Annotated in this window: 37 protein-coding genes; 20 read left to right on the plus strand and 17 right to left on the minus strand. The window is 41.3% G+C overall.

Annotated features, from left to right (window positions below; genetic code table 11):
• The first annotated feature begins 221 nt into the window (after positions 1-221).
• The 18 genes from OCV27_RS18965 (at position 222) to OCV27_RS19050 (ending at position 7,644) form a co-directional block, all read left to right on the plus strand.
• A complete protein-coding gene (locus tag OCV27_RS18965; RefSeq protein WP_125322425.1) occupies positions 222-488 on the plus strand; it encodes a hypothetical protein in 267 nt (88 codons plus the stop codon).
• 4 nt (positions 489-492) lie between these two features.
• Positions 493-672 carry a hypothetical protein gene (locus OCV27_RS18970; protein WP_125322424.1) on the plus strand — a complete coding sequence of 60 codons (180 nt, stop codon included), beginning with the start codon at positions 493-495 and terminating at the stop codon, positions 670-672.
• Positions 672-1,058 (plus strand): hypothetical protein, encoded by a 387-nt coding sequence (locus OCV27_RS18975; protein WP_125322423.1) that lies wholly within the window; start codon positions 672-674, stop codon positions 1,056-1,058. Before OCV27_RS18970 ends, OCV27_RS18975 begins: the two co-directional genes overlap by 1 nt.
• A complete protein-coding gene (locus OCV27_RS18980; protein WP_125322422.1) occupies positions 1,058-1,549 on the plus strand; it encodes a hypothetical protein in 492 nt (163 codons plus the stop codon). The genes OCV27_RS18975 and OCV27_RS18980 overlap by 1 nt, the downstream gene beginning before the upstream one ends.
• Positions 1,530-1,769, plus strand: coding sequence for a hypothetical protein (locus OCV27_RS18985; RefSeq protein WP_125322421.1), 240 nt, complete (start codon positions 1,530-1,532; stop codon positions 1,767-1,769). The genes OCV27_RS18980 and OCV27_RS18985 overlap by 20 nt, the downstream gene beginning before the upstream one ends.
• Positions 1,747-2,406 carry a P-loop NTPase family protein gene (locus OCV27_RS18990; protein WP_125322420.1) on the plus strand — a complete coding sequence of 220 codons (660 nt, stop codon included), beginning with the start codon at positions 1,747-1,749 and terminating at the stop codon, positions 2,404-2,406. Before OCV27_RS18985 ends, OCV27_RS18990 begins: the two co-directional genes overlap by 23 nt.
• Before the next feature lie 246 nt (positions 2,407-2,652).
• The gene (locus OCV27_RS18995) at positions 2,653-3,459 is read left to right on the plus strand and encodes a major capsid protein P2 (RefSeq protein ID WP_125323489.1); all 807 of its coding nucleotides are present in this window, start codon (positions 2,653-2,655) and stop codon (positions 3,457-3,459) included.
• Between the two features lie 9 nt (positions 3,460-3,468).
• On the plus strand, positions 3,469-3,738 hold the full coding sequence (locus OCV27_RS19000; protein ID WP_337969035.1) for a hypothetical protein: 270 nt from the start codon (positions 3,469-3,471) through the stop codon (positions 3,736-3,738).
• A 9-nt stretch (positions 3,739-3,747) separates the two neighbouring features.
• Positions 3,748-3,897 (plus strand): hypothetical protein, encoded by a 150-nt coding sequence (locus tag OCV27_RS19005; RefSeq protein ID WP_185759874.1) that lies wholly within the window; start codon positions 3,748-3,750, stop codon positions 3,895-3,897.
• Complete coding sequence (locus OCV27_RS19010) at positions 3,894-4,109, plus strand: hypothetical protein (protein ID WP_337969034.1); 216 nt, start codon at positions 3,894-3,896, stop codon at positions 4,107-4,109. Before OCV27_RS19005 ends, OCV27_RS19010 begins: the two co-directional genes overlap by 4 nt.
• On the plus strand, positions 4,106-4,522 hold the full coding sequence (locus tag OCV27_RS19015; protein WP_337969033.1) for a hypothetical protein: 417 nt from the start codon (positions 4,106-4,108) through the stop codon (positions 4,520-4,522). The genes OCV27_RS19010 and OCV27_RS19015 overlap by 4 nt, the downstream gene beginning before the upstream one ends.
• Positions 4,522-5,028 carry a hypothetical protein gene (locus OCV27_RS19020; RefSeq protein WP_337969032.1) on the plus strand — a complete coding sequence of 169 codons (507 nt, stop codon included), beginning with the start codon at positions 4,522-4,524 and terminating at the stop codon, positions 5,026-5,028. Before OCV27_RS19015 ends, OCV27_RS19020 begins: the two co-directional genes overlap by 1 nt.
• Positions 5,028-5,636 (plus strand): hypothetical protein, encoded by a 609-nt coding sequence (locus OCV27_RS19025; protein ID WP_337969447.1) that lies wholly within the window; start codon positions 5,028-5,030, stop codon positions 5,634-5,636. The genes OCV27_RS19020 and OCV27_RS19025 overlap by 1 nt, the downstream gene beginning before the upstream one ends.
• The gene (locus OCV27_RS19030) at positions 5,636-6,520 is read left to right on the plus strand and encodes a hypothetical protein (protein WP_337969448.1); all 885 of its coding nucleotides are present in this window, start codon (positions 5,636-5,638) and stop codon (positions 6,518-6,520) included. Before OCV27_RS19025 ends, OCV27_RS19030 begins: the two co-directional genes overlap by 1 nt.
• Before the next feature lie 12 nt (positions 6,521-6,532).
• Positions 6,533-6,709: a hypothetical protein gene (locus OCV27_RS19035; RefSeq protein WP_337969449.1), complete on the plus strand. Its 177-nt coding sequence runs from the start codon at positions 6,533-6,535 to the stop codon at positions 6,707-6,709.
• Between the two features lie 53 nt (positions 6,710-6,762).
• Positions 6,763-7,182: a virion protein gene (locus OCV27_RS19040; RefSeq protein WP_337969484.1), complete on the plus strand. Its 420-nt coding sequence runs from the start codon at positions 6,763-6,765 to the stop codon at positions 7,180-7,182.
• A 91-nt stretch (positions 7,183-7,273) separates the two neighbouring features.
• Positions 7,274-7,492 carry a hypothetical protein gene (locus tag OCV27_RS19045; RefSeq protein WP_337969450.1) on the plus strand — a complete coding sequence of 73 codons (219 nt, stop codon included), beginning with the start codon at positions 7,274-7,276 and terminating at the stop codon, positions 7,490-7,492.
• Entirely contained in the window at positions 7,492-7,644 is a 153-nt protein-coding gene (locus tag OCV27_RS19050; RefSeq protein WP_337969027.1) for a hypothetical protein, read from the plus strand. The genes OCV27_RS19045 and OCV27_RS19050 overlap by 1 nt, the downstream gene beginning before the upstream one ends.
• A 167-nt stretch (positions 7,645-7,811) precedes the next feature.
• Here OCV27_RS19050 and OCV27_RS19055 read toward each other — a convergent pair whose 3' ends face one another.
• The 3 genes from OCV27_RS19055 to OCV27_RS19065 form a co-directional block, all read right to left on the minus strand.
• Positions 7,812-8,231, minus strand: a complete 420-nt coding sequence (locus OCV27_RS19055) for a DUF3653 domain-containing protein (protein WP_337969451.1) — start codon at positions 8,229-8,231, stop codon at positions 7,812-7,814.
• A gap of 445 nt (positions 8,232-8,676) precedes the next feature.
• Positions 8,677-9,201 (minus strand): hypothetical protein, encoded by a 525-nt coding sequence (locus tag OCV27_RS19060; protein ID WP_125323236.1) that lies wholly within the window; start codon positions 9,199-9,201, stop codon positions 8,677-8,679.
• Positions 9,202-9,314: 113 nt separating this feature from the next.
• Positions 9,315-10,436, minus strand: coding sequence for a hypothetical protein (locus OCV27_RS19065; protein ID WP_125323235.1), 1,122 nt, complete (start codon positions 10,434-10,436; stop codon positions 9,315-9,317).
• A gap of 263 nt (positions 10,437-10,699) precedes the next feature.
• Between OCV27_RS19065 and OCV27_RS19070 the strand changes: the two genes are divergently transcribed.
• Positions 10,700-11,242 (plus strand): hypothetical protein, encoded by a 543-nt coding sequence (locus tag OCV27_RS19070; protein ID WP_245986872.1) that lies wholly within the window; start codon positions 10,700-10,702, stop codon positions 11,240-11,242.
• Between the two features lie 452 nt (positions 11,243-11,694).
• Here OCV27_RS19070 and OCV27_RS19075 read toward each other — a convergent pair whose 3' ends face one another.
• The 10 genes from OCV27_RS19075 to OCV27_RS19120 all read right to left on the minus strand — a co-directional run bounded on the left by OCV27_RS19075 (position 11,695) and on the right by OCV27_RS19120 (position 21,373).
• A complete protein-coding gene (locus OCV27_RS19075) occupies positions 11,695-11,853 on the minus strand; it encodes a YoaH family protein (protein ID WP_125323234.1) in 159 nt (52 codons plus the stop codon).
• Between the two features lie 105 nt (positions 11,854-11,958).
• On the minus strand, positions 11,959-13,173 hold the full coding sequence (locus OCV27_RS19080) for a conjugal transfer protein TraF (protein WP_125323233.1): 1,215 nt from the start codon (positions 13,171-13,173) through the stop codon (positions 11,959-11,961).
• A 59-nt stretch (positions 13,174-13,232) separates the two neighbouring features.
• Positions 13,233-14,105, minus strand: coding sequence for a DUF2861 family protein (locus tag OCV27_RS19085; protein WP_125323232.1), 873 nt, complete (start codon positions 14,103-14,105; stop codon positions 13,233-13,235).
• On the minus strand, positions 14,105-14,764 hold the full coding sequence (gene vxrB / locus OCV27_RS19090) for a response regulator transcription factor VxrB (protein WP_125323231.1): 660 nt from the start codon (positions 14,762-14,764) through the stop codon (positions 14,105-14,107). Before vxrB ends, OCV27_RS19085 begins: the two co-directional genes overlap by 1 nt.
• On the minus strand, positions 14,739-16,169 hold the full coding sequence (vxrA, locus tag OCV27_RS19095) for a sensor histidine kinase VxrA (RefSeq protein ID WP_125323230.1): 1,431 nt from the start codon (positions 16,167-16,169) through the stop codon (positions 14,739-14,741). The genes vxrB and vxrA overlap by 26 nt, the downstream gene beginning before the upstream one ends.
• Before the next feature lie 169 nt (positions 16,170-16,338).
• A complete protein-coding gene (gene pntB, locus OCV27_RS19100) occupies positions 16,339-17,715 on the minus strand; it encodes a Re/Si-specific NAD(P)(+) transhydrogenase subunit beta (RefSeq protein WP_125323140.1) in 1,377 nt (458 codons plus the stop codon).
• A gap of 11 nt (positions 17,716-17,726) precedes the next feature.
• Entirely contained in the window at positions 17,727-19,265 is a 1,539-nt protein-coding gene (locus OCV27_RS19105; RefSeq protein ID WP_125323141.1) for a Re/Si-specific NAD(P)(+) transhydrogenase subunit alpha, read from the minus strand.
• Positions 19,266-19,524: 259 nt separating this feature from the next.
• The gene (locus OCV27_RS19110; protein ID WP_125323142.1) at positions 19,525-19,806 is read right to left on the minus strand and encodes an HlyU family transcriptional regulator; all 282 of its coding nucleotides are present in this window, start codon (positions 19,804-19,806) and stop codon (positions 19,525-19,527) included.
• Positions 19,807-19,818: 12 nt separating this feature from the next.
• Positions 19,819-20,190 (minus strand): late competence development ComFB family protein, encoded by a 372-nt coding sequence (locus OCV27_RS19115; RefSeq protein WP_125323143.1) that lies wholly within the window; start codon positions 20,188-20,190, stop codon positions 19,819-19,821.
• 244 nt (positions 20,191-20,434) lie between these two features.
• Positions 20,435-21,373, minus strand: coding sequence for a GGDEF domain-containing response regulator (locus OCV27_RS19120; protein WP_125323144.1), 939 nt, complete (start codon positions 21,371-21,373; stop codon positions 20,435-20,437).
• A 174-nt stretch (positions 21,374-21,547) separates the two neighbouring features.
• Here OCV27_RS19120 and OCV27_RS19125 point away from each other — a divergent pair, with 174 nt between their 5' ends.
• Entirely contained in the window at positions 21,548-21,982 is a 435-nt protein-coding gene (locus tag OCV27_RS19125; protein ID WP_125323145.1) for a DUF3069 domain-containing protein, read from the plus strand.
• Positions 21,983-22,019: 37 nt separating this feature from the next.
• On the opposite strand, the gene modC is transcribed toward OCV27_RS19125, so the two are convergent.
• The 4 genes from modC to OCV27_RS19145 are packed head-to-tail and all read right to left on the minus strand — an operon-like array spanning position 22,020 to position 26,051.
• Positions 22,020-23,126 (minus strand): molybdenum ABC transporter ATP-binding protein ModC, encoded by a 1,107-nt coding sequence (modC, locus tag OCV27_RS19130; protein WP_125323146.1) that lies wholly within the window; start codon positions 23,124-23,126, stop codon positions 22,020-22,022.
• On the minus strand, positions 23,126-23,782 hold the full coding sequence (modB, locus tag OCV27_RS19135; protein WP_245986858.1) for a molybdate ABC transporter permease subunit: 657 nt from the start codon (positions 23,780-23,782) through the stop codon (positions 23,126-23,128). Before modB ends, modC begins: the two co-directional genes overlap by 1 nt.
• A gap of 41 nt (positions 23,783-23,823) precedes the next feature.
• Positions 23,824-24,582, minus strand: a complete 759-nt coding sequence (gene modA, locus OCV27_RS19140; protein WP_125323148.1) for a molybdate ABC transporter substrate-binding protein — start codon at positions 24,580-24,582, stop codon at positions 23,824-23,826.
• Positions 24,579-26,051 (minus strand): cobyric acid synthase, encoded by a 1,473-nt coding sequence (locus OCV27_RS19145; RefSeq protein WP_125323149.1) that lies wholly within the window; start codon positions 26,049-26,051, stop codon positions 24,579-24,581. The genes modA and OCV27_RS19145 overlap by 4 nt, the downstream gene beginning before the upstream one ends.
• Between the last annotated feature and the right edge of the window lie 102 nt (positions 26,052-26,153).

The raw sequence follows: 26,153 nt of genomic DNA on the forward strand, positions 1-26,153 counted from the left end.
GGCCCCTTACTTCATTATGTTAGGTGTACATAGTACACTTTGTCAACTTGGCAATCAATACTCGCTAAGTCATCGATTCTCCAACTCTTTTGATTAGTGTTACAAGATTCAAGATTTATATAAAACCAGTGCCTTATTGTTATGAGGTGGGTATAATTGCTACCGGATTCGTAAATTTCTTCGGCTTGTTTCTTTTAACGTCAGTTAAGGTAACGAGCTATATGTCATATCAACATAAAATATTTATTGTCATTCTCCTATCCCTATTGAGTATCGGTCTCTATCTATCCATACCGATAGAGTTCATTGATTTACTCTCTCCCTATATGTCTAAAGGGGTCTATCTCCTACTCCTCGCCATTATGTTTTTCTTGGGCTGTTGGGCTAACAACAGCCCACGGCCGCCTAAAACAGAAAAGCAGAAGCTTGACGTCATCGTTTACGCTTGGGCTTTTGTCGGCCTGTTCTCTGTCATGATTGAGTGGTGATCGTATGGAGCAGAAAACACTACAAAGCGAAACCACACGATTACTCAATGAAATGGATACCGAATCACAAGCCTATAAGCCGCCTATGGGGTTTGGCTTTGTTAAGCCTTGGTTGACTAAAACGGTTTGGCTATTTAAGGCGTTTAATCGTCGTCTCAATGCACTGGAAAAGGAGCGCGGATAATGGAAAAGGAAATCTTAGGTTATATCACTTGCCGCACTTGTATGACCCCCAAAGCCATCATTCAAGGCTCAGGCAAGCGCAAAGAATATGTGTATGGCCGTTGTGAATGTGGTCCAGATAATCGCACAGGCAAGCCAGCACAGCTAGAAATGAAAAGCTTTAAGCCTTTGGCGGATATTGAGCTTGAGATTAAAACCATCAAAAACGGTAAACCCAAGCTAAACGATCCAAAACCGGAACCACAATCAGACCCAAAGCCCGTTGTGAATCAACCACAACCGGATAGTGAATCAAAGCCAATGGGAACGGCTGCATGTATGGGCATTGGGGCGGTAACAGGGTTTGTATTAGGTGGCATGATTAAAGTATTAAAGGCGGTGGCGTAATGGACGAACAAGTACCAGAAATCAATCAAATAAATGTAGAAGATATCGAGCAGTTAGAGCAGCACAGTGAGCTAGACGAAAAAGCATTATTGGCAGAGCTTAACGGCGACGACTTCGATCCAGAAAGCGTCATTAAACGCAAAGACCCCAAACAAGCGGCAGCACTTGAAGTGGGTAAACAAACCGCTAGTGTGGTGCTGGGTGTGGTTGAGCAAGGGCTTAAAATGTTTGGGCATAAGTCGTTTGAGTTTGACCCTGACGGCGCGGAAGGTGTCGCGCAAGCGGCCGCCCCTCTTTTTGTGAAATACAACGGTGAATTGCCGCCTTGGCTGGCCGAATACAAAGAGGAAATTGCTTTGATTGGTGCAACGGGTGCACTTGGTTTTAGCTCATATCAGCAAATCAAAGCCCTTAAAGCTTTTGATAAAGCCAAAGAGATTGAGAAAGCTGACAATGAAGAGGAGCAAAGCCATGCTATTACTCAAGAATAACGCGTCATTTTACCATTACCACTGCAAGGTTCTAGAAGTTGAAATACTGTTGTTGATTCATGATAGTGACAAAGCAGACTTTCTACCATGGCTAGGTGGAGAACCAATAACTGAGCAAGAGGCAACAGCGCTTATTTCTAAGGGCGTAATGCTGCAATGTCATGCTAATGCCATTGTGCCCATAGGAGAGGCAATCAATGCAGCCCATCAACCCGAATAATGCCCTTAAAAATGGTCATGTGTTTGCGGTTGGGATGAGTGGCAGCGGCAAAACGTCCGCTGCTAAGAAACTCTTTATCAAGGCGACTGACCAAGTCGCCATTTTTGACCCAATGGGCGACTATACCGGAAAGCTTGCGGGGCGTGTGGTGCGTGGCTACAGCGACATTAAAGAATTTGCTGCCGCATTGATTGCAGGTCGTAAGACTAAGCAAGGCTTTAAAATTGCCTATCAGCCCACTGTTGAAACCACAACCAAGGACTTTGATAAGTACTGTCAGGTTGTGTGGGCGATGGGCAACGGTAAGCACGTAAAAGAGCTCAAAGTTATCTGTGAGGAAGTGGCAGAGCACAGCGACAATGCGGGCAAGGCGACAGGTTACCACGGCAAGATATTGCGCTTAGGGCGTAAGTTTAACTTACATACCATTAATCTATTTCAACGTGGCCAAGAGGTATCAAAGACCATCATTGATAACTGTCAGCATGCGTGTGTGATGATGCAAAAGACCAAAGCCAGTGCTCAATATTTGGAAAAAATGACCGGAATACCCGCGGATGAAATAGACCAACTCAACCCGCTTGAGTACTTGCTGCAAGACGGTAAGCAATTCAAAAAGGGGGTGATTCGCTGGTAATATGTGAACCAAATCAAACTTATTGCCAACCCATTCACAATAACTATTAGGTATCGATTGTGAATATCTTGCTTAAGTGAAAGCCGTCCAATGTTGGGCGGTTTTTTATTTGGAGCAAACAATGAAATTAGATGCTAAGAACATCGGCATTATTGCGGGCATTGCGGCACTGGTCGCGGCTGGCGTGGTTTGGGCATCAAACAACGTTGATGCCGTTGAAGACACAATCGGTTAAGGGGTTGTGACATGAATTCAGTAATGAAAATCAATTCCTTTACGGGTATTAAATGGGGTGAGAAAGCAATCGTGACCCTATCGACGGGGCCAGTCTATGAAGAAATCTTTCTGGAAACGAACCTAACACCTGAGCAAATCAAGCGTGTCTCTATCACGCTCAATGCTGATGAAATTATCACGCTAGATGGTCAGCTTATGAAATCTCTAGAAGCGTACAAAGGTATGCCGTCTATTGAAGGTTTCTATCATATCCCATTGGCTGACATTACGGCCAAAACCAAAAACGGTATGCGCTATACAGCCCTTGTGACAGAGACAGGCGATAACATCACGTTAGAAGTCGAAATCGTGGATAAACCCGCTGACGATTCGCCGGATGTACAATTGAAAGGTCATGCGACGGTCTCCCCTGCGCAACCTGCAAGAATCGTTGTTCCCATGATCCAAAAGCAGACCATGCAAGCGGGTTCAACGGAAAACGAGTTTCTAGATCTAAAAAGTGGTCCGTTGGTGCACGTTCGCCGCATGCACTTTTTGAGCGCTGAAATTAACGGGCTGGAAATTCACAAAGACTATGTAAAGCTTTACGACTCAACGCGAGCGGTGGAAACCATGCGTGCAAAACGTAATCGCCGTTTTTGGCAAGCGGGCGTGTTTCATTTTGACCCTATCATGCGCGGTTATTATCTAGATGAACTGTTCCCCACCTACCACAGTAATGAACTCAAGCTCACTGTAAAAACAGATTCAGCGGTTGGTACGATCCCAATCTTGGTTGAGTCGGTCAAAGTGGTGCGTCCTGATCTCATTCAATAAGGGGGCGTTATGTCTTTATGGGATGACTTGAGCGACTTTGGTTCTGGTGCGCTTGATAGTGTTGGTGAAGGGTTTGACAGCCTCGTTAAAACCGCCACGACCTCAGAGCAACAAACTGTGAATTCAGGCACCACGGCGCAGACAGTCAAACAAGCTGACAACCACGGCAATAAGGTGACACCTGTATCGCAGAAAGAAGATAAAACACTTCTCTATGCGGGTATTGGATTCGCGGCGTTATTGGGTGTGGGTTTGCTTGTCGTGTTGGCCAAAAAATAGGGAGAGACGATGCCATTAATATGGGTTGCTCTTGCCGCTGGCGGGGCGGGGTTTGGGGGCGGATTCTTTGCGGGATCGGCTGCAACGAAAGTGATTAAGTTAGCCGCTCTTGGGGGCGGCGGTTATATCGCCTACAAGGTAATTAAGGGGGGCAAATGATACCGAATGGGCTAACTAATAGCGGTTCGATGCCTATCAGTGCGGGAGGTGGTGCTGCGGGTCCTAGCCAAGCCGACGCGAGAAACTCGATTGGCGGTATCCGAAACGGTGCGATCAACTTTGGTGGCAGTGCTTGGCAAAGCTTAGCGAGCAATGCCCCGCTTATTTTACTTGGGATTGGTGCGGTGATATGGGCGGTGAAAAGAAAATGAAATTCAATTTGATTCGCCCTAACCGCCCTGACCTATCGGCGCAATTTAAGCTGATTAAACGTGCGTTTAATGGAGTGGATAACGCTAAGGCTGAGTTTGAGTTTTGCTGTGATGCGGTCATCGATAAACGAGCGAGCTTGTATCACCTAGTTAGCCGCAAGCAAGGCGTATCATTGCGGTTTGTCGGTTACGTCACCAGTGACAATGACTATTTGATTTTAGCGATGACGGGCAAAGGCTTACAACAAGGTGCGCCCGCGATCATTGATGCAGTTAAATCTCAAGGTTATCGCGCTATCAAATATCACACGGTGCGCACGGGCATGACTCGAATTCTTAAAGGGTTTGGGTTCGTGTTAACGGGCCAGTCAGAACGTGATGCTGTGTTGTCTTTGAATTTGGGGGGGTGCTAATGGGCGGCGGCGGTTCAAGTTCAAGTAAAAACACCACGCAAACCACCAACACCAACGGCACAAGCGCGGTTAGCGGTGACAACCTTGGTGTAATGATTTCAGGTGTTAATGGCAACATTGGCAGTGTCACCATGACTGACCACGGCGCTATGAAAGCAGCCGAGAATATGGCTAAGGCGGCAATGGCAAGCAATACGGAAGCCATGAAGCAAGCGGGTAATCTCAGCTCAGAAGCGATAAAAAGCAATGAGCGGGTCATTGATAAGTCCTTTGACTTTGGCGAGAAGTCATTGAATGCCGTATCAAAAACTAACTCAGAAGCCATTGATGCAATGAAAGTGCTGGCCGCGCAAAGCAGTGAAAACACACGCACGGCGCTAAAAGTGGCAGAAAAGGCGAAAACTCATGAGCAAACAGGCACGGCCCCGCAAATGACGAAAATTGCACTGGGTGTGTCGGGTGCGCTTGCTGTGGGTATGGTGGCGTTAGCATGGAGTAAGAAATAATGGAATTACAACCAGGGACACAGACGCCAATTTCCGTTGGTGGCAAAGGCAAATATTTGATTGTGCGCTCGACCAGTGCCCCTGTATTTATCAGTGCTGACAACCTGAGACCGCAGCGGCTGGAATCGGGCGACCGGATCAATGTGTCTGAGTTCGATAAGATGTTTTTAGAGCACAAAGTGCCACAGACCGTGACCTTTGATTATCAAATTTCAGACCTTGAGGTGAGACCCGCTTCAACCAGTGGCCTAGTGGTTCAGCGCATCATTGAACCAATTGAATTTTCCGCAACGGTGCATGTTGGCGATGGGCTGAAAGTCGAACCGCTTTCACCTGACGCCATGACCACTAAGCCAGATGTTGAAATTGCGCCCAATGCGAAGGTAAAAATCTGCAATAGCGGTTTTCGTCAAGTGTCGATCCAAGTCATTAGTGACAAGGTAACGAGTTTGCGTATTGGTGATTTTAATATTGCCTCAAATCGCGGGCTTATGGTGATGGGGAGCAAGCACGCGACAGGCTCCCTATCGTTGGACTACACAGGTGAGCTTTATGCAGTCAATACCAGCGCATCAACTGCTCGCCTATCGATTGTGGGGGTGAAATAATGCACGTCTATAACCCATTTTTTAACACGAAAACAACGATTTCAGACGTTGACCAACTGGCCGAACGCTTGCTGGCGTTGTCTGATACAGATGCTCAGGTGATTAACGATTTACTGAGTCTAACTCAGCAAGATACCTCACTACTGAACAAGCTCAATCAACAAGCAAGCTTACTGACTCAGCAAAGCAAAGATATTGCGGAACTGAAAACGGACGTAAACCACGCGCAAGCCCTAGCCAATGCAAGCAGTGAGAACCTATTGATTAACCCTCGCGGCAAAATTAATCAAGCGGATGAATCAGCCGGCGTATTATCAGCGGGTGTGTATTTCTGTGACGGTTGGAAAGCGGGCGAAAACGGTGCCGAAGTGTATCGAGATGCCGACGGTTTTCGTTTGGTGAGTGGTTCGATAGTTCAGTTGGTACCAAATGACGTTGACCCGAATAAAACTTTGCGCGGCAATATGACTATGGTCAGCGGTGCTCCACAAATCAAAATCAATAGTGGTACAGATACCGCCCAAAATGACAGCAGAGATTACATTCAGTTTGAGGTTGTTGGAGATAACACCAAATTTACACGTTTGATTCTCGCTGAAAGTAAGAGTTTACCGATTTACCACCAACTCAGTGATGAGCTAACACCATGCTTAAGGTTCTTGCGAGTATTTAAGGGACGCACGCATAGATATCTCAACCTCATTTCAAGAAATGTTCAAGATGACAAGGTGCAAGTATTCCATATGGTGCCTGCTGCGTCATGGTTAGGGTTATATAACGCGAGGACGATTGTCGGGACAATAGACGGTTTCCAATGGGATAACGCTGCAGACACAAGCGCGGCACTCTATGTTGATGATTTGAAACTAGATGCTAGGCCATAAGGATTGGATATTATGAAATACGCAAATTTAGAAAAAACGGCTGTTATTTGTCAGCACCCCGCGAATGAACAGCAATGGACAGTCCCACGTGGCCACCGCTTTTGGACTGAATTCGGGATTGACCTTGCAGAGCAAGAAAACCGAGTTGCAGACGCTGACCCACAACCTCAACTTGAGCAAGTGCAGTAATGCGCCCGCTCTATCTATCTCTCATATTAGGAGCCGTTGGAGGGCTTATCTATATGGCATATAAACAAACATTGCCTCGAGGCGTTCGAAACAATAATCCATTGAACATCCGCGAAAGCAAAGGCGATACCACACAATGGCAAGGAGAATCATTGTTAGATACTGACAAATCATTTGAAGAGTTCACTAATCCCGCTTATGGATTTCGTGCCGGTGCGCGGGTACTTCGCTCTTATGAGCGTCAAGGCTTCAGCACGTTAAAAGAGATGATCAATCGATTCGCTCCCTCTCATGAGAATGACACGGACAACTACACCAAGTTCGTGAGCAAGGAAACAGGCATAGCGCCCAATCAGCGTGTTGACGTGAATGACAACGATCAGTTAGCGAAACTGCTGCATACCATGTCACGCATGGAAGTAGGTAATTATTATTCGCTGAAAATGGCGCAAAAAGGAGTGTCATTGGCATGACAAAAGAAGACTGGAAAAAACTTGGAATCACCATTGTGGGTGGCGTTGCGGCGGCCTACACCATTAAATTTTTAAAAGCGAGTAAATTACTATGAAAAAACTATTAGAGAAAGTGGGTATCAATTTAGATGAGCCCTCAACACAAAAAGGTCTCGCGTTAGTTGGTGCGGGTGCGGCATTAGCCATCGGTCATCCAGAGTTATTAACGGCAAGCGTGACGCCTGAAGGCGTGCAATACGGCGGCCTTATTGGTGTTGTCTTGCCCGTTGCTATTGGTCTTTGGGAAACCATCCGTAAAGAGTTTCAATAATGGATTACCAAGCACTAGTGATTTTCGCGATCAGCTCTTTGTGCTCAGGTATTGGTGTTGGGGTGACACTCAAAACAGATGTGAAGTGGTTGCGGCTCATGCTTGAAAAGATAGATGAGCGTGTTACAAGGCTTGAAAATGGGAATTCGTGATGAGGAAAAATCAGCGTTGGCCCTTGGTTGTGTTCCCTACTCTATTGCTGATGTCTTGGTATGCTTATGCACGAACGAGCAAAGAGAAAGCAAGGTTAACACCGGTTCCCCCACCCACACGGTCAACGATTGCGAACTTGGGTAATCTCATTGACCAGTTCTAAAGCTTATGAAGAGTTAACAGGGCGTTTTACGCCCTGTTTAGTTTTTAATCTATAACGTTTCTTTTTTTTGCGCCTAAATTGGATGACGTTTGAGGTTGTTTTAAGACACACTCTGATATCCAGTTCCATCAAGTCATAAGCGGTTAATTCCCTACCGCCTGGCGTAAATAATTTATCCCCACGAATTTTAAAGCCTCTCCACTCTTTAGACGTTGGTAAATAACCACGATGCATGACGAGCAGTAGACGCACGACTGATAGTGGCCATGTGCCTTTTTTCTTCCAGTTTTTGATTGTTTGGGGAGTGACGCCGAAATAGTCGGCCGCTTCTTTAATCGAATCAAAATGCCAAAGCATTAAGTCTGATACTTGGTTGCCATACAGATTATTTTGGAATAGTTCTTCTTTTATTTGTCTTTTCATATGATCCATGTCTCATTATTATTAATGAAGCAAAAATCATATTTTTCATAGTGTTCAGCTACAAATGCTAATGAACTAGGCATTAATAAAACTTTCCTAATCTGTGATAATAGTTCAGTGATACCCCTTTTATTAATATAACTATATATTAATCAGTAGCTTATCTTTTACATAAAACAAAGTAATGCGCACTGATGGTGTAAGAGCAAAGTTGTAACGTCTTATGGAAAAATCCCGCTCAATGTCGGGCTGGAAAAGAAGTATGAACAATTAACTTAGCTTCATAAAACTAGGAGATTGAAAAGTCGTTCGATCTCCCCAACCTGTAATCGCTCTGCTCAATTGCCCCACCTCATTATAATTATAATGTCTTTTCTAGAGATGGTAATTCATATGGTTCAAGCATTATTCTTCACCTTCATATACGAATTATTTTGATTATATTTTAAGATCTTTGGGAGACTCTCATTGCGCCATTGCAAAAATTTATAGGTTGGCCAGTACTATCAAACAGAACTCCTTGGCTGCTTGCTCTATCGAGTATGTCTTGAACAGTAATGCCAGTGGCGGAATCTTTTGGTTGTTGAAGAAAGTTTGTACCAGCCCAATTCTCATTAAAATAGAGCAGTTCTGATCGCTTCCAACATTGTGCTTCTCTTGCTCTATATGCCGTAAACCATAAACTCTTACTTTCTTTAGCGTAGTCTGCATGATTGGAAATATTCCAAAGCTTATAGCTACCATTCTCCTGAGCATAATATGTCCAATGTTTTGAAGACATCAGATCATAGCCTAAGAGCAAAGCATCAAAGTCTAGCTCGCGATCAAACCAAGCTCTAACATTATTATCATCTTCATCCATTTTAGTAATACAAAACCCTTCAGGGTTTGTATCACATGGACTAGCAATAACTAAAGTCACGTATCCCAAACTTATTAGAGATATAATTACATACAAAATCTTATTCATGATTTATATACCAAAAGTGAAAATTGGTTCATATAATCATAAATTTACATACTATCTATCAGAACACACTTAAATTGAGATAGCGATTCAAGGTTCTTTCATCAAATTTGGTGTTACATGGTTTGTGTCTTACTAAAGTAATCGACAGGTACAATAAGGTTGTAGTGGTTACCAGTTGGAACTGCGTATGCTTTATTTTCTTTAGAAGATAGTGGTATGGACAAAGCTTTAACTAGCTTTTGGCCAATAATATCGGTAAGTAGATCTAAGAAATATTTTTCTTGCTCAGTAGATGAATCTTTGTTGATCGCAGCTTCAATACCTGCCCTGGAGTAAAGATTGAAATGCTTAGATTGAATGGTTTCGGTGTAAATGTTTTCTGCAAAATGCTCTTCTTCGAAGGCATCTTTGAATTGGGCTGGGACATTTAGACCTACGATATTTATGATGTCGTTCAATGCATCACATATACTTTGTTTTACCAAGTCACTGATTGGTTTTTGGTTAGGATCTGTGCAATCCTCAATCTTATGTAAAATGGAAGCTTTATCGGCAGTTAACCAGTCTTGTTTAGCATACTTTATAACCAATGCAGCTCTAAACTGGCAAGCGCCATCCTCAAGTAAATCGAGCTTTTCAACGAGATAGTCTTTGTCTTTTATATCGTCTGGCTTAGGAGTTGAAAATTGCCCATTTTCTAATTTTATATCAAGCCACCATTGTGGTTTTATCTTTTTTCTGTTGAAAGCTTCGATTTTAGATTTTACTAATAGTGAAGGTGTAGTATCTACCTTACCCTCGTCACCCTTAATTTTTGAGGCAGCGAAAAGAAGCAATTTAGGATGGGTATTTAAGACTTCATCAGTAATTATGCCACTTGAATACTTGGTAACGAGAACTTGGCAACCAGACCTAACTGAGCATGCGGCTTCATAGCTTGTTTCATTTTCTCGAGCAATTAATTTGCACAGCAGATCTTGAGAGTAAAGCGCTATTTCTCCAGAACTACACGATAGATTTTGTAATAACTCTATGCTTTCCTGGTGGTCGGTTTTAGCTAGAGAAAATAGCATGTCCAGGTGATTTTTTGGGGTTGAATCATTGAGGGAATCATTCAGCTTCATACCATTTGTAGCACCATTAAGTAAAGATTCAATCGTTGGATTGTGTTCACCTTCACTGTAAATCGATCTATTACTAGGTATTTTAGCAATCTTAGTCGTTGCTGATATCATGGGTTAGCACCACAGCTGAGTTAAATTAGCAGTTATTCTATTAGCTCAGATTTTGATGAAAAAGACAAAGCCATAAATCTGAATATTGATGATTTTTTGAACCATTCAATTAGCTGAGCATTCACTGTACAACGTATTGAGCAACTGGAGTACGTAATATATGATTAACAGCTTGTTTCGCTTACCTATGCTCTAGTATATTAATTCCCAATAAGACACAATGTTAACAAACATATCCATTGCTCTTCTTTTGATAAGGTTTTATGAAAATACGATCACTCCTAGTACTTTGTCTTTTTCTCAGTGCTTGTGTCAACAATCGATCAGCACCGCCTCCTTTTTATGAAAACTTAGATCACCGACATACTTTCGGCGAGCGTATGCCTGATGGGCAAAATATACGCTTTATATACAGCCCAGAGGGCATGACAGATAGAGAAGTTATTATCAATGTAGAGCCAGGGGCTGATCCTGTCTCTATGCACTTTAGGTTATGTGAGCAAAATGGTGTGTTTGAGGGCCTAAATGATACTGTGAAAGAGTATATCAGTTCACAGAAATTTGATTGCAATTCATGGTTAAAGTTGACCCCTTTAATTAATAACAAATACGCTCTATCTTACGAGCTAAACTTATTAATCGGTCTTAAAGTTGAGTTTTCAGAGACAGGTCCCCGATATACACCAATCATGAAAAAGCTTGCTCAATACCGAGCTATCTATCGTCAAAATTCGGTTGCTTATCCTCTTCAGCGATATGTAAATGAGACTATTGTCGAATCGACTAAGGTTGAATTTTATTTATAAGTAACTTCCACTTAATACACATCGATTCTTGGTATTTCACTATACCGATTGGGGTTACGCTGTCACATTACGAGTGTTTTCTTTTTTGAGCAGATGCGCATTTATATATTCAATAGTATTGCCAAATAACCTGTGGGATACATAAAAGTAGTCGGTGTCCCGTGACAGCATAACATGGCAAAATATTATGCTGCACGATAGTAAGCACTTGCAGACCCGACAGTATTTATTGTAATAAAATTACAGCTTAGTTTGCATGTAAAAAATGTCAGTATAATATGCTGTACTATCTGTATGTTTTTAATAGGATTTGATTTGAGAAAAAGATGATTTAACTTGTTTTATAAATTAAGTGTTCTTATTTCTCGTAGAGAAATTATTGGTCTAACAGAAGTGAACTCAGGTAAAAAACAGAGCAAGAGGGCTAGTTGTCTACCCTCTTCTTCAGTTTATTAAAGTGATGGATATGAATTATTAGATTGGCTTCTTATTTGCTCTGCTACAATTTTTATTGCTTGTGCTGTACTCATTCCTTGAGCCATCAGCTCTTGAATTTTTTCTACAGCTTTTTGTTGCTCGGCATGCGAAAGTGTTGGGAGATCATCAAACATTAAGTGGCTCCTTTAGATTTAGGAGCCAACTATATTATTATTTGCGTCAGAGTACCAGTTTTCTATAGTGAGCCAGTTTTGTTTAAGATTATAATGCTTGTTAGGCTAATAGCTACCTAGGAAGTTAATGTATGCTCCCATTGAATTTTCGTTTGTATAGCTTGCTCCAATATCTATTTGAAATAAATTAAGTGGTGACAACCCAATCCCTGCGGTGTAGGTATCATCTAAATTATCGTAAGCGAGATTACGGCGCCAACCCGCGCGCAACTTTAGTTGACGCATAATATCAACTTCTCCCCCTACTCTTACGTATTGTGTGTTGTCTTTAAAGTTAGTGTAACGTTCATCTTCATTAATGTCGTAGTCGACGCTGAATGCAGAGTAATCGCCGACTAAACCTAAACCAACTGTATATTGAGGCCTCACTTTATATGAATAAGACACTGCCGGCGTTGTTCTAAATTGGCTGCTATCTATTTTCGATGTCAGTGTTTGTGCAGAGAGTTCTTGGGTAGTAATGTCACGAGAAACAATATTCATAGCTGATACCCCAACTCTTAACGGGCCTCGGAACCATAAAAAGCCTGCATCGATATTAAACATGGTATCGCCTGTACCATTATCTCTAACATCTTTAATGTCGTAATTGTTGAGATTGGCAGTATAAACATAGGTATAAATACGCTGTATTTTAGGAGATACGCCAAATGAAATATGCTGGCCTAAGAAAGTTTGATATTTGGCTAAGGATATTCCTACTTCTGTGACTCCAATTGCAACAGCATTAACCGCACTTAACTCTGCATTGACAGCAGTATTGAGGTCTGAGTTACCTGTGTTTGCACCTGTATAAATATCCGTTTGTGCAAAAGATTCGATATAGGCTTTACCGAATAAATTTGCAGCTATCCAGCTGTTAGGGAGTGCAAATGCAACTACACCTCCTAGTTCAAGCTTAGCTATATCATTTTCTAAACCATCTAGAGTGGTTTGCAGTTTGGCTGCATCTGTTGAGGAAATACTACTTGAACTTACAGCTCCATTAATAATATCAGCAGCTTGCTCTAAGCCATCAACCATTTCATGTTCATCGTTATAGGCTAAGCCAATTGATGGGATAATCATTCCCGCATCATCATTACGACGATAAATAGCGGTAATTGCGGGGTTATAAAACGGAGCGGTTAAAAAGTCTGCAGATACGACGCCAGTACCACCCATTGAATCCCCTCTCGCTTCCACTGCGTAGGTTGCTGCATAGGAGTGAGCAGATATAGATGCTATAGACAATACTAAGATTTTTATTGATTTTTTCATATCGATATAAACTTCTTCATCCCTGTGGCTTATATCGTCTTATTGTGTATGAACTTGAGTTATTCCTCTATAGAAATATCATATGTTTTACTAATAATTTGGGATTGTTCAACAATTATTGGGCCTTGCCACCTTTTATGTGTCATAGATACTGCCAATACGTAACGATCTGGTGGCACAATATTGGGCTCTAAAGTTGTTGGGTAATCTGATTCATAAGATTCTCCCCATACCTTATTGTACTGATCATCAACATAATCATAAAGCGAAGCATCAAGTTTTGGTAAAGGACAATGACTGTTTAATAATGCATTTTTTTCGACGCGCCACTGATCTTTTGATTGCCAGCGAATGGTCACTTTTGCTTTAGAGTCACCAAATACCAACCAAGAGCTCCAAGACGTTTGATCTTGTGCAGTTATATCGATACGGTACAACCCCATAGGGATTTTACTATTTAAGTTGTAACGCTTTACGTAAGATCTGGTTGAGCCTTCGTCTTGGGTTAGATCAACAAAAGACTGATCAGCAGAAATACTTTTTTGAACCCAGCGAGTCAGAGAAATATCAGAAATATCTTTCCTCGATGATACTTCTACAAGGGCCCTATATGAGTCTCTTCCTGGGCTTTGTGTATCTATTGCTCTAACCGTAACATTTTTGATCCAATCAGGAAAAGGCCTCGATTCGAGTCCTTTTCCACAGTCTACCCGCAATGATTGTTGAAAAAGTTTATTAAGATGAGGTGATATGGCTTGATTTTTCTCCTGCTGCCAGACTTCTACCAAAGCAAAAAACATTGCTGGCAGGTCATTATTAAGTAGATATTTATGCGCTTGAATAAGAGGTGAATTAGTTTCAAACCATAAAGTATTGGAAGCGGATATAGGCGCACTAACTATTGCGCCAATTAATAATGCTTTGAGTCTCATTAGGCCTTCATTTTATAACCAACGCCACGTAGAGTTTCGATCTCTAGTCCAGGTAATTTTTGACGTAGTTGCAGAACATGGGTGTCGACGGTTCTTGTTGTTGGAAAATGATTGTATCCCCAAACGTGGTCCAATAATTCATCGCGAGTAAAAACACGTCCAAGGTTACTAGCTAAGAAGAGTAACAAATCAAACTCTGTCCTCGTTAACGTAATGGTTTCTTCTTTATAAAATACTTCACGCGTAGCCTTATCAATCAAAAGGTGTGGTGTTTGTACTTTATTGTCGTCATGAGCTTCTGACTCTGGTGCCCTAAGCTGAGCTCGGATGCGCGCAAATAGCTCTGCCTCAGCGAAAGGCTTAGTTAAATAATCATTTGCACCAGCATCTAAACCAGTGACTTTATCTTTCACTGTCACTAAAGCGGTGAGCAAAATTACTGGGACATCTTTAATCGTTTTCCAGCCGACAAGATGTTCAACAGAATCACCATCTGGCAATTGGCGATCTAATATCACCAAATCTGATTTTTCCCAATATTGTTCAACATCGGCAATGCTTTCGGCGTGAAAACACTCATATCCTGCTTGTTCCAGGCTTACTAACAGGCCATCGGCCAGATTTTTGTCATCTTCAACAAGAAGCAGTGTCTGTTTCACAAGGTATCTCCAGTATAAACGTTGTCGGTGGGCCAATGAGAGACATTCGGCCGCCCATCCTACTCACCATCGATTCAACGATAGTTAAACCTAAACCAAGACCGGCTTTACTCACAAATGGTTGACGTAATTGACGCCAATCTTTTTGTGTTAACTCACCTTGATCTATGACTTTAACAGTAATTAAATTATTTACTGAGCTGATATCCAGCACAATGGGTGCAACACCATATTTTATGGCATTACGTATTAAGTTATCGATGCAAGCACCCAACCAATAGACGTTTAGCTTTGCTGCCACATCTTGATTGATTCTGAGTTTAATTTTGCTATCAAATTGTTCATCAACCTTAAATTCAAGCCATTCTTTCACCGATGGTACCCATTCTGTGGCGAGTGGCTTATTGTCAGATTGAAGGTAATCTTTACTTGCTTCCGCAAGTTGCCTCAAACGGCGAGAGTCTTCACAAAGGCGGCGGAACTCATCGTACACAGTCTCTGGAAGTTTCTCGAATTCACGTCTAAATCCTTCTACTGTTAAGGATAGACTCGCGATTGGGGTCCTAAGTTCATGTGTAAGTATCTGGAGAATCAACATACGGCTTTTCATTTCTTGTCTCTTGGTATTCCAGCGGTACACCGCCCACCCAAGTACAAGCAATATATTTGCAATGACTAGCACGACCATACTGGTGCGTAGAACCTCTGAGTGATCCTCCACGTCCCAGCATAAGTTGCCTCGTTGGACAAAGCAGCTAGTTGATTCTCCTTTGAGTGCAACACTTAAGCCTGAAGCATCAGCGTTTTTTTTCCAGGTACTCTCTGGGTAAACAAGGTAACTATCGTTTTGACGCAGCCAAAGTTCACCTTGTTCTAGAAACATGCTCGACCCAGATATTAGTGCCATGATGGTTTCTTCATTCATCCTTTGCAAACGACCTAAGAGCGTAACTCTTGGGGCAAGTGGCCGCTCTTTTATATGCATATATTGCTGAAGTTGTTTCTGTTTTTCAGGATACAGCTCTGCATATCTTTTTGCATACGTTCCTCCACCAGGGTGAATAAGTCCACTTCGCGCAAACCATTTTTGGCTTAACTTTGTACCTTTACACATCGAACGAGTAAAGACTAGAGGCTCTGTGATTAAAGGGCTTAAAGGCAATTTACCTGTACAGTTTTGAGCGATTTGGTATAGGCGCTGTATGTCTCGTAAAGGGTACGAAGATGTTTGAGGTAACATTGAATCCGGTGTAATTAACCGAGTTGGATAATCTGACTGCAAAATACGAATGTCGTATGATGCAGTGTAAATATCGTGACCGAACGAGTCAACAAACTGATCAATTCGTTCAGGTAATGAATTTGCTCTGACAGTATTACACAGACTTGCAATAATAAGTGCCATTATGTTGATAACCGTTTTATTCAATGCAAAAATCTATAAATCATTAGGTTAGATTTAGGGTTAAGTATTATCGCAAAAATATAACTTTACAATGTGATATTGCTGTCAATAATATTACCCGTAAAAGAAAAGAAGCCAGCTGTTGCTGGCTCCTACTTGATGCTCTATCTTACAGAGCTTTGGAAATGGCGTCCACACTCTCTTTTGCATCCCCAAATAACATTTGAGTATTATCTTTAAAAAATAGAGGGTTTTGTACGCCGGCATAGCCTGTGTTCATTGAACGCTTAAATACAATAACATTCTTCGCGTTCCAGACTTCAAGTACAGGCATACCTGCAATCGGACTGGTAGGATCATCTTGTGCTGCTGGGTTGACTGTATCGTTTGCACCAATGACTAAGACAGTATCAGTTGCCTCAAAGTCATCATTAATTTCATCCATTTCTAGGACAATATCATAAGGTACTCTAGCTTCAGCCAATAACACATTCATATGACCAGGAAGTCGCCCTGCTACAGGGTGAATGCCAAAACGCACATTGACCCCTTTTGCTCTTAATTTTTCGGTTATTTCATGTACTGGATATTGTGCTTGTGCTACAGCCATCCCATACCCAGGCGTAATAATTACGGAGTGAGAATTTTTTAATAATTCCGCCACCTCGTTAGCTGTTGACTCACGGTGCTCTCCGTGGTCAACATCAGTCGAAATAGATACTTCTTGACCAAAACCACCTGCGATAACGCTGATAAATGACCGATTCATTGCTTTACACATTATGTACGATAGTATGGCTCCAGATGAACCAACTAGAGCGCCAGTTACAATGAGCAAGTCATTAGCTAACATAAAGCCTGCGGCGGCGGCGGCCCATCCTGAATAAGAGTTTAGCATTGATACCACTACCGGCATATCTGCTCCACCAATAGATGCAACCAAATGATAACCAAATGCCAAGGCAATAAGTGTCATTACAAACAAAGCAAATAAACTTCCATCGGCTTCAATAAAGCGTGTCAGTAACCAGACAGAGATAATCACTGCTGCTAGGTTTATCTTGTGTTTATGAGGTAAATTAAGAGGTGATGATGATACTAGCCCACGTAACTTTCCAAACGCCACGATTGAACCGGTAAAAGTTACAGCGCCAATGAATACTCCAAGAAACACTTCGACTAAATGAATAACATGTTCTGCATGCGTAGACATTTCCGGAACATTCAAATAGCTGTTGTAACCTACCAGCACGGCTGCTAAGCCAACGAAACTATGGAGTATAGCAACCAGTTCTGGCATTTCTGTCATTTCAACTTTCTTGGCATAGTGAATACCGATTGTTCCACCTATTGCCATGGCAATTATGATCCAGGCAAAACCCTGCGATTCTGGTCCAAAGATTGTGGCAATCAGGGCAATCGTCATACCAGCAATACCGTAGTAATTACCAAATTTGGCAGATTCTTGTTTTGAAAGGCCAGCTAAGCTCAATATAAAGAATAATGCAGCAACAATATAAGCTGCTTGTGTTAATCCTGCAGACATTCGTGTACTCCCTAATCTTTACGAAACATTTGAAGCATGCGTTTTGTGACAGTAAAGCCACCAAAGATATTGATACTGGCAATCAATATCGCTATGAAGGCAAGGAAAGATACTGCCCCATTACCATGACCTATTTGTAATAAAGCGCCAACGACGATAATACCTGATATTGCATTAGTTACGGACATCAGTGGTGTGTGAAGAGCATGGGTAACATTCCATACCACATAATAACCAACGACACATGCTAATACGAAAACGGTAAAGTGTGATAGGAAAGAAGCTGGAGCAACAGATGCAACCCAAGCAAAGCTGCATAAACCGACACCTAAAGCTGTGAGCTTTTTAGTTTGAGAGACAGGCTTATCTTTTTTATCGTCAGTTTTTATATTTTTGTCTATAGGCTTTTGTTGTGGCTGCGCTGAAACCTGAATCGGCGGTGCTGGCCAAGTGACTTCCCCTTCTTTAATGACAGTAACACCCCGCAGTACTACATCATCAAAGTCAATATGGATATTTCCGTTTTTTTCTTTACATAGTAGTTTAAGCAGATTAACGATATTCGTTGCGTAAAGCTGAGAGGACTGTGTTGGAAGACGGCCAACCATATCAGTATAACCGACAATTTTTACACCATTTTTGGTGGTCACTACCTTATCTGTTTTTGTGTATTCACAGTTTCCCCCATTGGCAGCAGCTAAATCTACTATGACACTGCCCGCTTTCATGCTATCAACCATTTTCTTAGTAATTAGTTTGGGGGCTGGTTTTCCTGGGATTAAAGCGGTAGTAATAATGATATCGACATCTTTTGCTTGTTCAGTGTAAAGCTCTTCCGCTTTTTTATTGAACGCTTCAGACATTTCTTTTGCGTATCCATCTCCTGAGCCTGATTCTTCCTTGAAATTTACTTCAAGAAATTCTGCTCCCATGGATTGAACTTGCTCTTTGACTTCAGGCCGGACATCAAACGAACGGACAACGGCGCCTAAACTGCCAGCAGCCCCAATGGCGGCAAGACCCGCAACCCCTGCTCCTGCAACTAGTACCTTAGCTGGAGGTACTTTACCTGCTGCTGTAATTTGGCCCGTAAAGAAACGTCCAAATTCATGGGCAGCTTCCACCACAGCTCGATAGCCTGCAATGTTTGCCATTGAAGATAAGGCATCTAGAGATTGTGCCCTAGAGATTCGAGGTACGGAGTCCATAGCTAATACATTAATTTTCTTAGCGGAGAGCTTTTCCAATAACTCTGTATTTTGTGCAGGCCAAATAAAACTAATCAGTGTGGCGCCTTCTTTGAATAGTTGTATTTCTTTATCAGTTGGTTCATTTACTTTAAGGATAATATCTGACAACCAGACTTCATCTTTGGTGACAATGGTTGCACCTAAAGAGGTGAATGCAGCATCATCAAAACTGGCAAGAGCACCAGCGTTTGATTCAACATGGACGCTAAATCCTAACTTTAACAGCTGCTCTACTGACTTCGGAGAAGCTGCTACTCGCGTTTCACCTGCGAGTATTTCTTTTGGTACCCCGATTTGCATAGTGATTCCTTGGCTACTTAACAACAATAATTCATTGTTTGTATCTAACGCTTTCATTAACTTCAAGTATTTTGTTTCGAAAATACAAAATGTAGTGATATATACTTGATGATGACGTTGCAGCTCTTAGATTATTAAGAAACAAAGCGGATATTGCACATAAAACTGAGAGTTAAGCCGACTAAATACAAAAAGCCATTAGTGATTAAGCTAATGACTCAACGTCTTATGAGTGACCTGTTGCAAAGGAGGATCAAGGTTAGTTGAAAATATCACCACTGGTTTGGTCGATGTACATTTTGGCTTTGGTTAGCATAAATTCGTTTGCATCTGTTTCCGAAACTAGTACATCTGATCGAATGAAGCGGTGTTCTTTGATCTCACCTTCAATATGTTTCGTAATTCTGCCAGCAAGACGATACTGCCCACCTTCAGCTTGTGCCTCTTGATAGATAAGAAAACCCTTGTATTCTGTTGGTTGTATTTCAACGTCATGTTGTTCTTTTTTACTTCTACCAAAAAGTAGAGAAAATAAACCCACCAATAAACTCCTTTAAGTGTCTTTGTCATTTGATGCGAGCGGTTTCTCAAACCACTCGAGTTCAGTATCGTCATCGAACCGTGGTTTGCTGAACATAACCGGGACCTCATCTTTACGTGTATCTCTTCGATCGTCAACGATCATCGGAAGTGAAGTGTTCACGGCGTCTTCAGCATAACGTTTGAGTACAACTAATCTGTCTTCTGACAATGCTGATAGAAAATCGATATCATAACGAATATACACAGGGCGCAGTTGGCTGAGCGCTAAACAAGCTAGGTCGGCGAGTTGCTCATGATCGAGTTGGTCAGTATATTTACTGTCGGCTAATACTTGCCCTACGAGAGTTTCCATATAGTTATGAACATCAACACTAATCTTCATAAATCTTAACCCCTTTAAGATTCAGACTATTTATGAGTACTTGCCAACAGTAAAGCATAAATATCACTCACCTATTCATAATTTCATGCTTTTAGTTATTACTCACCTTTTCATTACCAAGTTTAGTAACAAACTTGGTATATCATCAAATAAAAGCAATTGATTATGCCCATGCATTTTCCTGCATACTTATAGCTTGATACGATAAAGCAGGAATAAATATAATACTATCTCCAGTTTACCGTTATTTATCTTCTATAAAGGTAAAACGATTTCTACCTGAATTTTTCGATGCATATAGGCCTTTGTCTGCTAGTGTATATACTTCGTCTGGCTCCTCTTTACCCGTGGGAGTAAAACAGCAAACCCCTTGCGACACTGTAACAAAATCTGATACGCCACTATGTTCGTGTTTAATAGCAAGAGCTTCAATTGTCGCCTGTATTCTCATGGCATGTTGTATAGCGCCTTCCTGGTCGACATTTCCTAATACGACGACAAATTCTTCCCCGCCGTATCTTCCAACGATTTCTCCACTGCGGGAAAACAATAACGCCAATGACTGTGCGATCTCTATCAAACACTTATCGCCTTCGATATGCCCATAATTATCGTTATAGAGCTTAAAGTAATCAACATCCAACAAAATTAAACTAAGTGGCAAACCATGTCTACCATGGATTGATGTCATTTCTTTAAGTTTTTCATCGACATAGCGGCGGTTCTTAACTTTAGTTAACCCATCTTCACTGGCTAGTTTTTCTAACTTTTTATTTACTTTTGCAAGCTCAGACGTCTTTTGCTTCAATTCTCGTCGCATAAAGGCGATTCTTTGCATCGCAATGAGTTTTGAGCCTAGCACTAACTTATCGACTGGTTTAGTTAAATAATCATCACCGCCTGCCTCAATAGCGTTTGCTATCATCGCTGGTTCGTCATGACTACTAAGAAAAATAATCGGCACCCACTCTTCATACGTTGAGCGGATTCGCTGAGAAACTTCAAAGCCGTTCATATCTGGCATTGAAATGTCCAATAATATAAGGTCAGGTTCAAAAGTGGGATACAATTCTAGAGCTTGTTCACCAGATGCCGCCATTTCAACCGTATGTCCTAATTGTTTTAGACGAATAGCAAGTTGCATTCGCTCCATTTGCACGTCGTCGACTAGGAGAATTTTCATCGAAGATCCAGACAGTTTCACGCAAGTTACCTTTGTTAACTAAATTTCAAAAAATCAGTTGGTTATCGTAAAGAATACTTCATGCTTATTACTTCCTCCACTATGGTTGACATTTAATGTGGATTTTTTACGATAAGCTACATAAAAATTGTAACTATTGATGAGATAAATCTGATGTCTGAAGAAACCCAAAACCTTACCCATATCGATCTTTCTAGCGTATCAGAAGAACTTCGCCGCGTTATAGAGTTTGATCATGTACCCGAATCTATGTATATCATGGTAACGTCAATACATGACGCTTCAGAAGTAGCTGTTCATCAAGCGTGGAGTGAGTTACCACCAAGTGCACAAAATATTTTAGATAACTTTGAGCAATTTCACGCTCTAGTTTCTGTCAGTCAAGCTTTTGCAGGCCTTAGCGTTATAGAGGAACTTCAGGCACAAGCATTGCCTGAAAATATGACCAATGAGGAAAAAGAAAGTTATCAAGCTGAAGTAGTTGAACAGGTCATGCAAAACTGTATAAAAGATATGCTAAAACAGATTAAAAAAGCCCGTCGAGATCCATTGTTGAAGCTTGATTTTATTCAGGTTTTTACTCAGTAGTGCAACTAAGCAAGTAAAGTCATTGTGTTTGGCGTGACTATGGATGCAAAACAATATCCTTTTGCGTCACGCTGACCCCTTTAATTTGTGCAAATACTTGTAAACCCACCTCTAATGCAAGTTCATCCATTGCCCAAGTTGTTATGCTTGCCCACAGAAAGCATTGCCCTCCAAGTTCTAATTTCACCGAGACATGTTTATGCTTAACGTTGTCGACCGGCGTATTAATTTCGACAATTTTTGCAGTTAAAATATTTCGAATTGATGTTTGATCCGGTTTGGTTAATGCGATCGAAACATCAGAGGCTCTGACTTGCACTCTGAGGTTTGATGAGATGTTCATTTCAAGTTTCTGCACCCAAAGGTATACATCATTAGCGAGTTGAACCTGAGACAAGGCATAATTCGTATTGTGATTGACTAAGGTTGCTTCAAAGAGTGAACTCTGAACCCTTGATTGTCTCCAAGGTGCTAAGACGGAGGTCGCCCATACTTTTTCAAGAGTGTCTGACGCGATGGCTGTTCCATTATCTATGACAATAATATGACTAGCTAGGCGCACTATTTCGTATAAGCTATGTGTGACGTAGATGATAGGAAGCTTTATTTCATGTGCTAAGTGTTCTAAATACGGCAGTACCTCTTTTTTTAGGGGTATATCAAGTGATGCAAGTGGCTCGTCCATTAATAACACAGATGGCTTGGACAGTAATGCTCGACCAATTGCCACCCGTTGCTTTTCACCACCTGATAATTGATTTGGATATCGACTAAGCAACGAGTGTAAGTCGAGTAATTGTACTATTTTGTCAAAATGATGTTTGTCTGGGTGAGTCACACCATATAGAAGGTTACCTTTGACTCGATAATGAGGAAATAACCTTGCTTCTTGAAACACATAACCAACCCTACGTTTATGCATCGGGATATTTATTTTGGTTTCAGAGCAGTAAAAGGTTTTACCTGATACAGTAACTTTGCCTTCAGTTGGAGTGTTCAATCCAGCGATGATGTTAATTAAAGAGGTCTTACCTGCACCTGATTTACCAAATACCGAGGTAATTCCATTACCGGGAATCGTAACATCAATATCAAAACTCTGATCGCTGAAATGCTGTTTAAAGCTGACATGTATGTTACTCATTATTCTTTCAACCTTTTGGTACATTGCTGTGATAAAAGCTCCGAAATAAGCAAAGACATTAGAGCTACAAATAGTGAAATGATGCACAGCCGCATAGTCTCAATTTCTGCCCCTGGTGTTTCTATTGAAGAAAACATCGCGAGAGGAAGAGTTTGAGTCACGCCTGGGATATTAGATACAAAACTGATGGTGGCACCAAACTCACCTAAACTTCGTGCAAACGAGAGTAAAGTTCCAGTTACTATTCCGGGGCTCATTAAGGGCAAGGTAATGGTGACAAAACGCTTCATCGGCGATGCCCCTAATGTTGCTGCTGCCTGTTCAAGCTTTGGGTCAACATTTTCTAAGCTTAAACGAATAGAGCGGACCATTAATGGTAATGCTACAACCATACTGGCAAGCACTGCGCCTTTCCAACTGAAAGAAAATACAATGTCGAAATGTTGATTAAGCCATTGACCAATATACCCTTGTTGTCCCATAGAGATAAGCAGCAAATATCCTATCACCACAGGGGGAAGCACTAATGGTAAATGTATAATGCTATCTAACCCACTTTTTCCCAAAAACTGTTTTTTCGCAAGAAGCCAACCAAGCCCTATTCCGATTGGTAACAGCCAAATAATAGTATAAAGCGCAACTTTCAGGCTAAGCATTAGAGCTTGAAATTCATAATCGGAAAGCACGTCTTTATCTCCTAGAGAAAACCGTAACGTTTAAATATTGATTGCCCCTGATCACTTTGGATGAATTCAGCCAAATTGTGTGTGGCAACATTATTGTTCATTATCGCCATAGGATATGTTATTGCCGTATGACTAGATGAAGGGAAAGTAGCAACAATCTTAACTTTATCGCTTATCAAAGCATCTGTCCTATATACAATACCTAAAGGTGCTTCACCTCGTTCGACTAGTATCAACGCCAGTCTTACATTGCTGACAGGCGCTAATCGTCCTTGCAAGGATTGCCATAATCCCAATGTTTGCAAAGCCTCTTTTGCGTATATTCCGGCAGGAACCGCCCGTGTGTCCCCAATAGCAAGTCGGTTATTAATTAAGTAGTCTAGCCATTGTTCAGTATTAGCAAGTTCTAATGTTTTAGGTTGTTTGACTGAACAAATAACGACAAGTTGATTCGTTGCTATGTTGATGACATCATCATTATTTATTTTTCCCTCTTGTATAAGGTAGTGAGTCCAGTAAGTATTTGCAGAAATATAAATATCAGCAGGCGCACCCGCTAGTATTTGTTTAGCAAGCGAGGAAGAGCTGGCTAGCACAGGGACTACAGTAATGCCTGTTTTAGTAGAATAAGCATCAGCTAGAGCTTTAACAACGTTAGTCATTGAAGAGGCAGCATAAATATTAATCGATGTGGCACTAAGATGAGTTGATATACACAACAAAACAAAGCTTGTAAGAATTCGAGATGCAAGACGGTTTTTTCGATTCATGAATAGAGCTCTGGCCAGATTCCGTTTAAGTTAATGTGTTCTTCTACTGCATCTGCAATTTGATCTATTGCGTTTTCTTGTTGTTGAATATGATTGATGGCAGTAATTTTTGTAGCTCCTGCCCATTCACAGATAAGTTCAAGTGCTTGTTGTTTATCGAAGATGCCATGTAAATAAGTCCCGAAAACTTGGTTACAATCACTAATAGCCCCCTCTATTGGATGTAATTCATTTCCACTAAATATTAAGGGCTTAGTTTCATTTCTAGATGTCCGGCCGACATGAATTTCATAGCCACTTACACTAGCATATTTTTGGTTGAGTTTGAGTATTGCTGTCAACTTTGTGAGTTGTTTTTGGGCGGTTAACTCAGTATCAACTGGGAGATAACCAAGTCCCTTAGATTTACCAATTTCCCCTTCTACTCCTAGAGAGTCTATGATACTGCGACCAAGCATTTGGTAGCCACCACAGATCCCAATTAACTTACCGCCTAGCCTTAGGTGTCTATCAATGTCTTTATCCCACCCCTGCTCACGTAGATAGTTAAGATCCGCTCTTACAGATTTTGTTCCGGGTAAGATAACGAGATCAGCGTTATCGATTTTCTCGCCTTTGGCCACGTAGCGAAAATGGATTTCTGGATTCAATCTAAGGGCATCGAAATCCGTATGGTTACTCATTCTAGTCAATACGGGGACTACAACATTAAGTTGACTAGATTTACTTAAGTTTTGCTGATTATTAATACTATCTTCAGACTCTAGCTCTAAACCATGTATAAATGGTAGAACACCTAGTACAGGTTTCGATGTTCTATCTTCTAGCCAATCAAGCCCAGATTGAAGAAGCGATATATCACCGCGAAAACGGTTTATAATAAAGCCTATTACTCGATTCTGTTCTGATTTTGAGAGTAGTTCTAAAGTACCGACAATGTGCGCAAAAACTCCACCCCGATCTATATCTGCGATAATAACTACTGGTACATCAGCGACTTCAGCAAAGCCCATGTTGGTGATGTCATTATCGCGTAGATTAATTTCAGCTGGACTACCCGCACCTTCAATTATAACTGTTTGGAAATCTTGTTGTAATATCGAAAAAGATTCTAATACTTTTGGGAAAACTGTTTGCTTGTAGTTTTCATAACCCACAGCCTCCATATTTCCAATCGCTTTACCTTGAAGGATTACTTGAGCACCTGTATCCGAGTTAGGTTTTAACAAGACAGGGTTCATATGTACAGTAGATGGTATACATGCGGCTTTAGCTTGAACGGCTTGTGCTCGTCCTATTTCTCCACCATCAGAAGTGACGGCGCTGTTGAGAGCCATATTTTGTGGTTTAAATGGGGCAACTTTAATGCCTTTTCGTGCTAAAAGCCGGCACAGTGCAGCGACAAATACTGTTTTGCCTGCATCAGAGGTAGTACCTTGAACCATTAAGGCTTTTAATGGGCTCTGCATATTACATTCTGTAAGTTTTTAAGTAGAGAAATCATCATAACTTTTTTGCACTACCCCGCTCAACCTATGAATTTCACATCCATTGTTTTGTAAGAGTCGCTT

This window comes from Vibrio pectenicida (assembly GCA_024347015.1).
Taxonomy (GTDB): Bacteria; Pseudomonadota; Gammaproteobacteria; order Enterobacterales; family Vibrionaceae; genus Vibrio; species Vibrio pectenicida.

Bases quoted from the DNA above. Each gene is read 5' to 3' on its own strand.
- OCV27_RS18965 (WP_125322425.1), top strand. From the start codon at position 222: ATGTCATATCAACATAAAATATTTATTGTCATTCTCCTATCCCTATTG.
- OCV27_RS18970 (WP_125322424.1), top strand. From the start codon at position 493: ATGGAGCAGAAAACACTACAAAGCGAAACCACACGATTACTCAATGAA.
- OCV27_RS18975 (WP_125322423.1), top strand. From the start codon at position 672: ATGGAAAAGGAAATCTTAGGTTATATCACTTGCCGCACTTGTATGACC.
- OCV27_RS18980 (WP_125322422.1), top strand. From the start codon at position 1,058: ATGGACGAACAAGTACCAGAAATCAATCAAATAAATGTAGAAGATATC.
- OCV27_RS18985 (WP_125322421.1), top strand. From the start codon at position 1,530: ATGCTATTACTCAAGAATAACGCGTCATTTTACCATTACCACTGCAAG.
- OCV27_RS18990 (WP_125322420.1), top strand. From the start codon at position 1,747: ATGCAGCCCATCAACCCGAATAATGCCCTTAAAAATGGTCATGTGTTT.
- OCV27_RS18995 (WP_125323489.1), top strand. From the start codon at position 2,653: ATGAATTCAGTAATGAAAATCAATTCCTTTACGGGTATTAAATGGGGT.
- OCV27_RS19000 (WP_337969035.1), top strand. From the start codon at position 3,469: ATGTCTTTATGGGATGACTTGAGCGACTTTGGTTCTGGTGCGCTTGAT.
- OCV27_RS19005 (WP_185759874.1), top strand. From the start codon at position 3,748: ATGCCATTAATATGGGTTGCTCTTGCCGCTGGCGGGGCGGGGTTTGGG.
- OCV27_RS19010 (WP_337969034.1), top strand. From the start codon at position 3,894: ATGATACCGAATGGGCTAACTAATAGCGGTTCGATGCCTATCAGTGCG.
- OCV27_RS19015 (WP_337969033.1), top strand. From the start codon at position 4,106: ATGAAATTCAATTTGATTCGCCCTAACCGCCCTGACCTATCGGCGCAA.
- OCV27_RS19020 (WP_337969032.1), top strand. From the start codon at position 4,522: ATGGGCGGCGGCGGTTCAAGTTCAAGTAAAAACACCACGCAAACCACC.
- OCV27_RS19025 (WP_337969447.1), top strand. From the start codon at position 5,028: ATGGAATTACAACCAGGGACACAGACGCCAATTTCCGTTGGTGGCAAA.
- OCV27_RS19030 (WP_337969448.1), top strand. From the start codon at position 5,636: ATGCACGTCTATAACCCATTTTTTAACACGAAAACAACGATTTCAGAC.
- OCV27_RS19035 (WP_337969449.1), top strand. From the start codon at position 6,533: ATGAAATACGCAAATTTAGAAAAAACGGCTGTTATTTGTCAGCACCCC.
- OCV27_RS19040 (WP_337969484.1), top strand. From the start codon at position 6,763: ATGGCATATAAACAAACATTGCCTCGAGGCGTTCGAAACAATAATCCA.
- OCV27_RS19045 (WP_337969450.1), top strand. From the start codon at position 7,274: ATGAAAAAACTATTAGAGAAAGTGGGTATCAATTTAGATGAGCCCTCA.
- OCV27_RS19050 (WP_337969027.1), top strand. From the start codon at position 7,492: ATGGATTACCAAGCACTAGTGATTTTCGCGATCAGCTCTTTGTGCTCA.
- OCV27_RS19055 (WP_337969451.1), bottom strand. From the start codon at position 8,231: ATGAAAAGACAAATAAAAGAAGAACTATTCCAAAATAATCTGTATGGC.
- OCV27_RS19060 (WP_125323236.1), bottom strand. From the start codon at position 9,201: ATGAATAAGATTTTGTATGTAATTATATCTCTAATAAGTTTGGGATAC.
- OCV27_RS19065 (WP_125323235.1), bottom strand. From the start codon at position 10,436: ATGATATCAGCAACGACTAAGATTGCTAAAATACCTAGTAATAGATCG.
- OCV27_RS19070 (WP_245986872.1), top strand. From the start codon at position 10,700: ATGAAAATACGATCACTCCTAGTACTTTGTCTTTTTCTCAGTGCTTGT.
- OCV27_RS19075 (WP_125323234.1), bottom strand. From the start codon at position 11,853: ATGTTTGATGATCTCCCAACACTTTCGCATGCCGAGCAACAAAAAGCT.
- OCV27_RS19080 (WP_125323233.1), bottom strand. From the start codon at position 13,173: ATGAAAAAATCAATAAAAATCTTAGTATTGTCTATAGCATCTATATCT.
- OCV27_RS19085 (WP_125323232.1), bottom strand. From the start codon at position 14,105: ATGAGACTCAAAGCATTATTAATTGGCGCAATAGTTAGTGCGCCTATA.
- vxrA (WP_125323230.1), bottom strand. From the start codon at position 16,169: ATGGCACTTATTATTGCAAGTCTGTGTAATACTGTCAGAGCAAATTCA.
- pntB (WP_125323140.1), bottom strand. From the start codon at position 17,715: ATGTCTGCAGGATTAACACAAGCAGCTTATATTGTTGCTGCATTATTC.
- OCV27_RS19105 (WP_125323141.1), bottom strand. From the start codon at position 19,265: ATGCAAATCGGGGTACCAAAAGAAATACTCGCAGGTGAAACGCGAGTA.
- OCV27_RS19115 (WP_125323143.1), bottom strand. From the start codon at position 20,190: ATGAAGATTAGTGTTGATGTTCATAACTATATGGAAACTCTCGTAGGG.
- OCV27_RS19120 (WP_125323144.1), bottom strand. From the start codon at position 21,373: ATGAAAATTCTCCTAGTCGACGACGTGCAAATGGAGCGAATGCAACTT.
- OCV27_RS19125 (WP_125323145.1), top strand. From the start codon at position 21,548: ATGTCTGAAGAAACCCAAAACCTTACCCATATCGATCTTTCTAGCGTA.
- modC (WP_125323146.1), bottom strand. From the start codon at position 23,126: ATGAGTAACATACATGTCAGCTTTAAACAGCATTTCAGCGATCAGAGT.
- modB (WP_245986858.1), bottom strand. From the start codon at position 23,782: ATGCTTAGCCTGAAAGTTGCGCTTTATACTATTATTTGGCTGTTACCA.
- modA (WP_125323148.1), bottom strand. From the start codon at position 24,582: ATGAATCGAAAAAACCGTCTTGCATCTCGAATTCTTACAAGCTTTGTT.
- OCV27_RS19145 (WP_125323149.1), bottom strand. From the start codon at position 26,051: ATGCAGAGCCCATTAAAAGCCTTAATGGTTCAAGGTACTACCTCTGAT.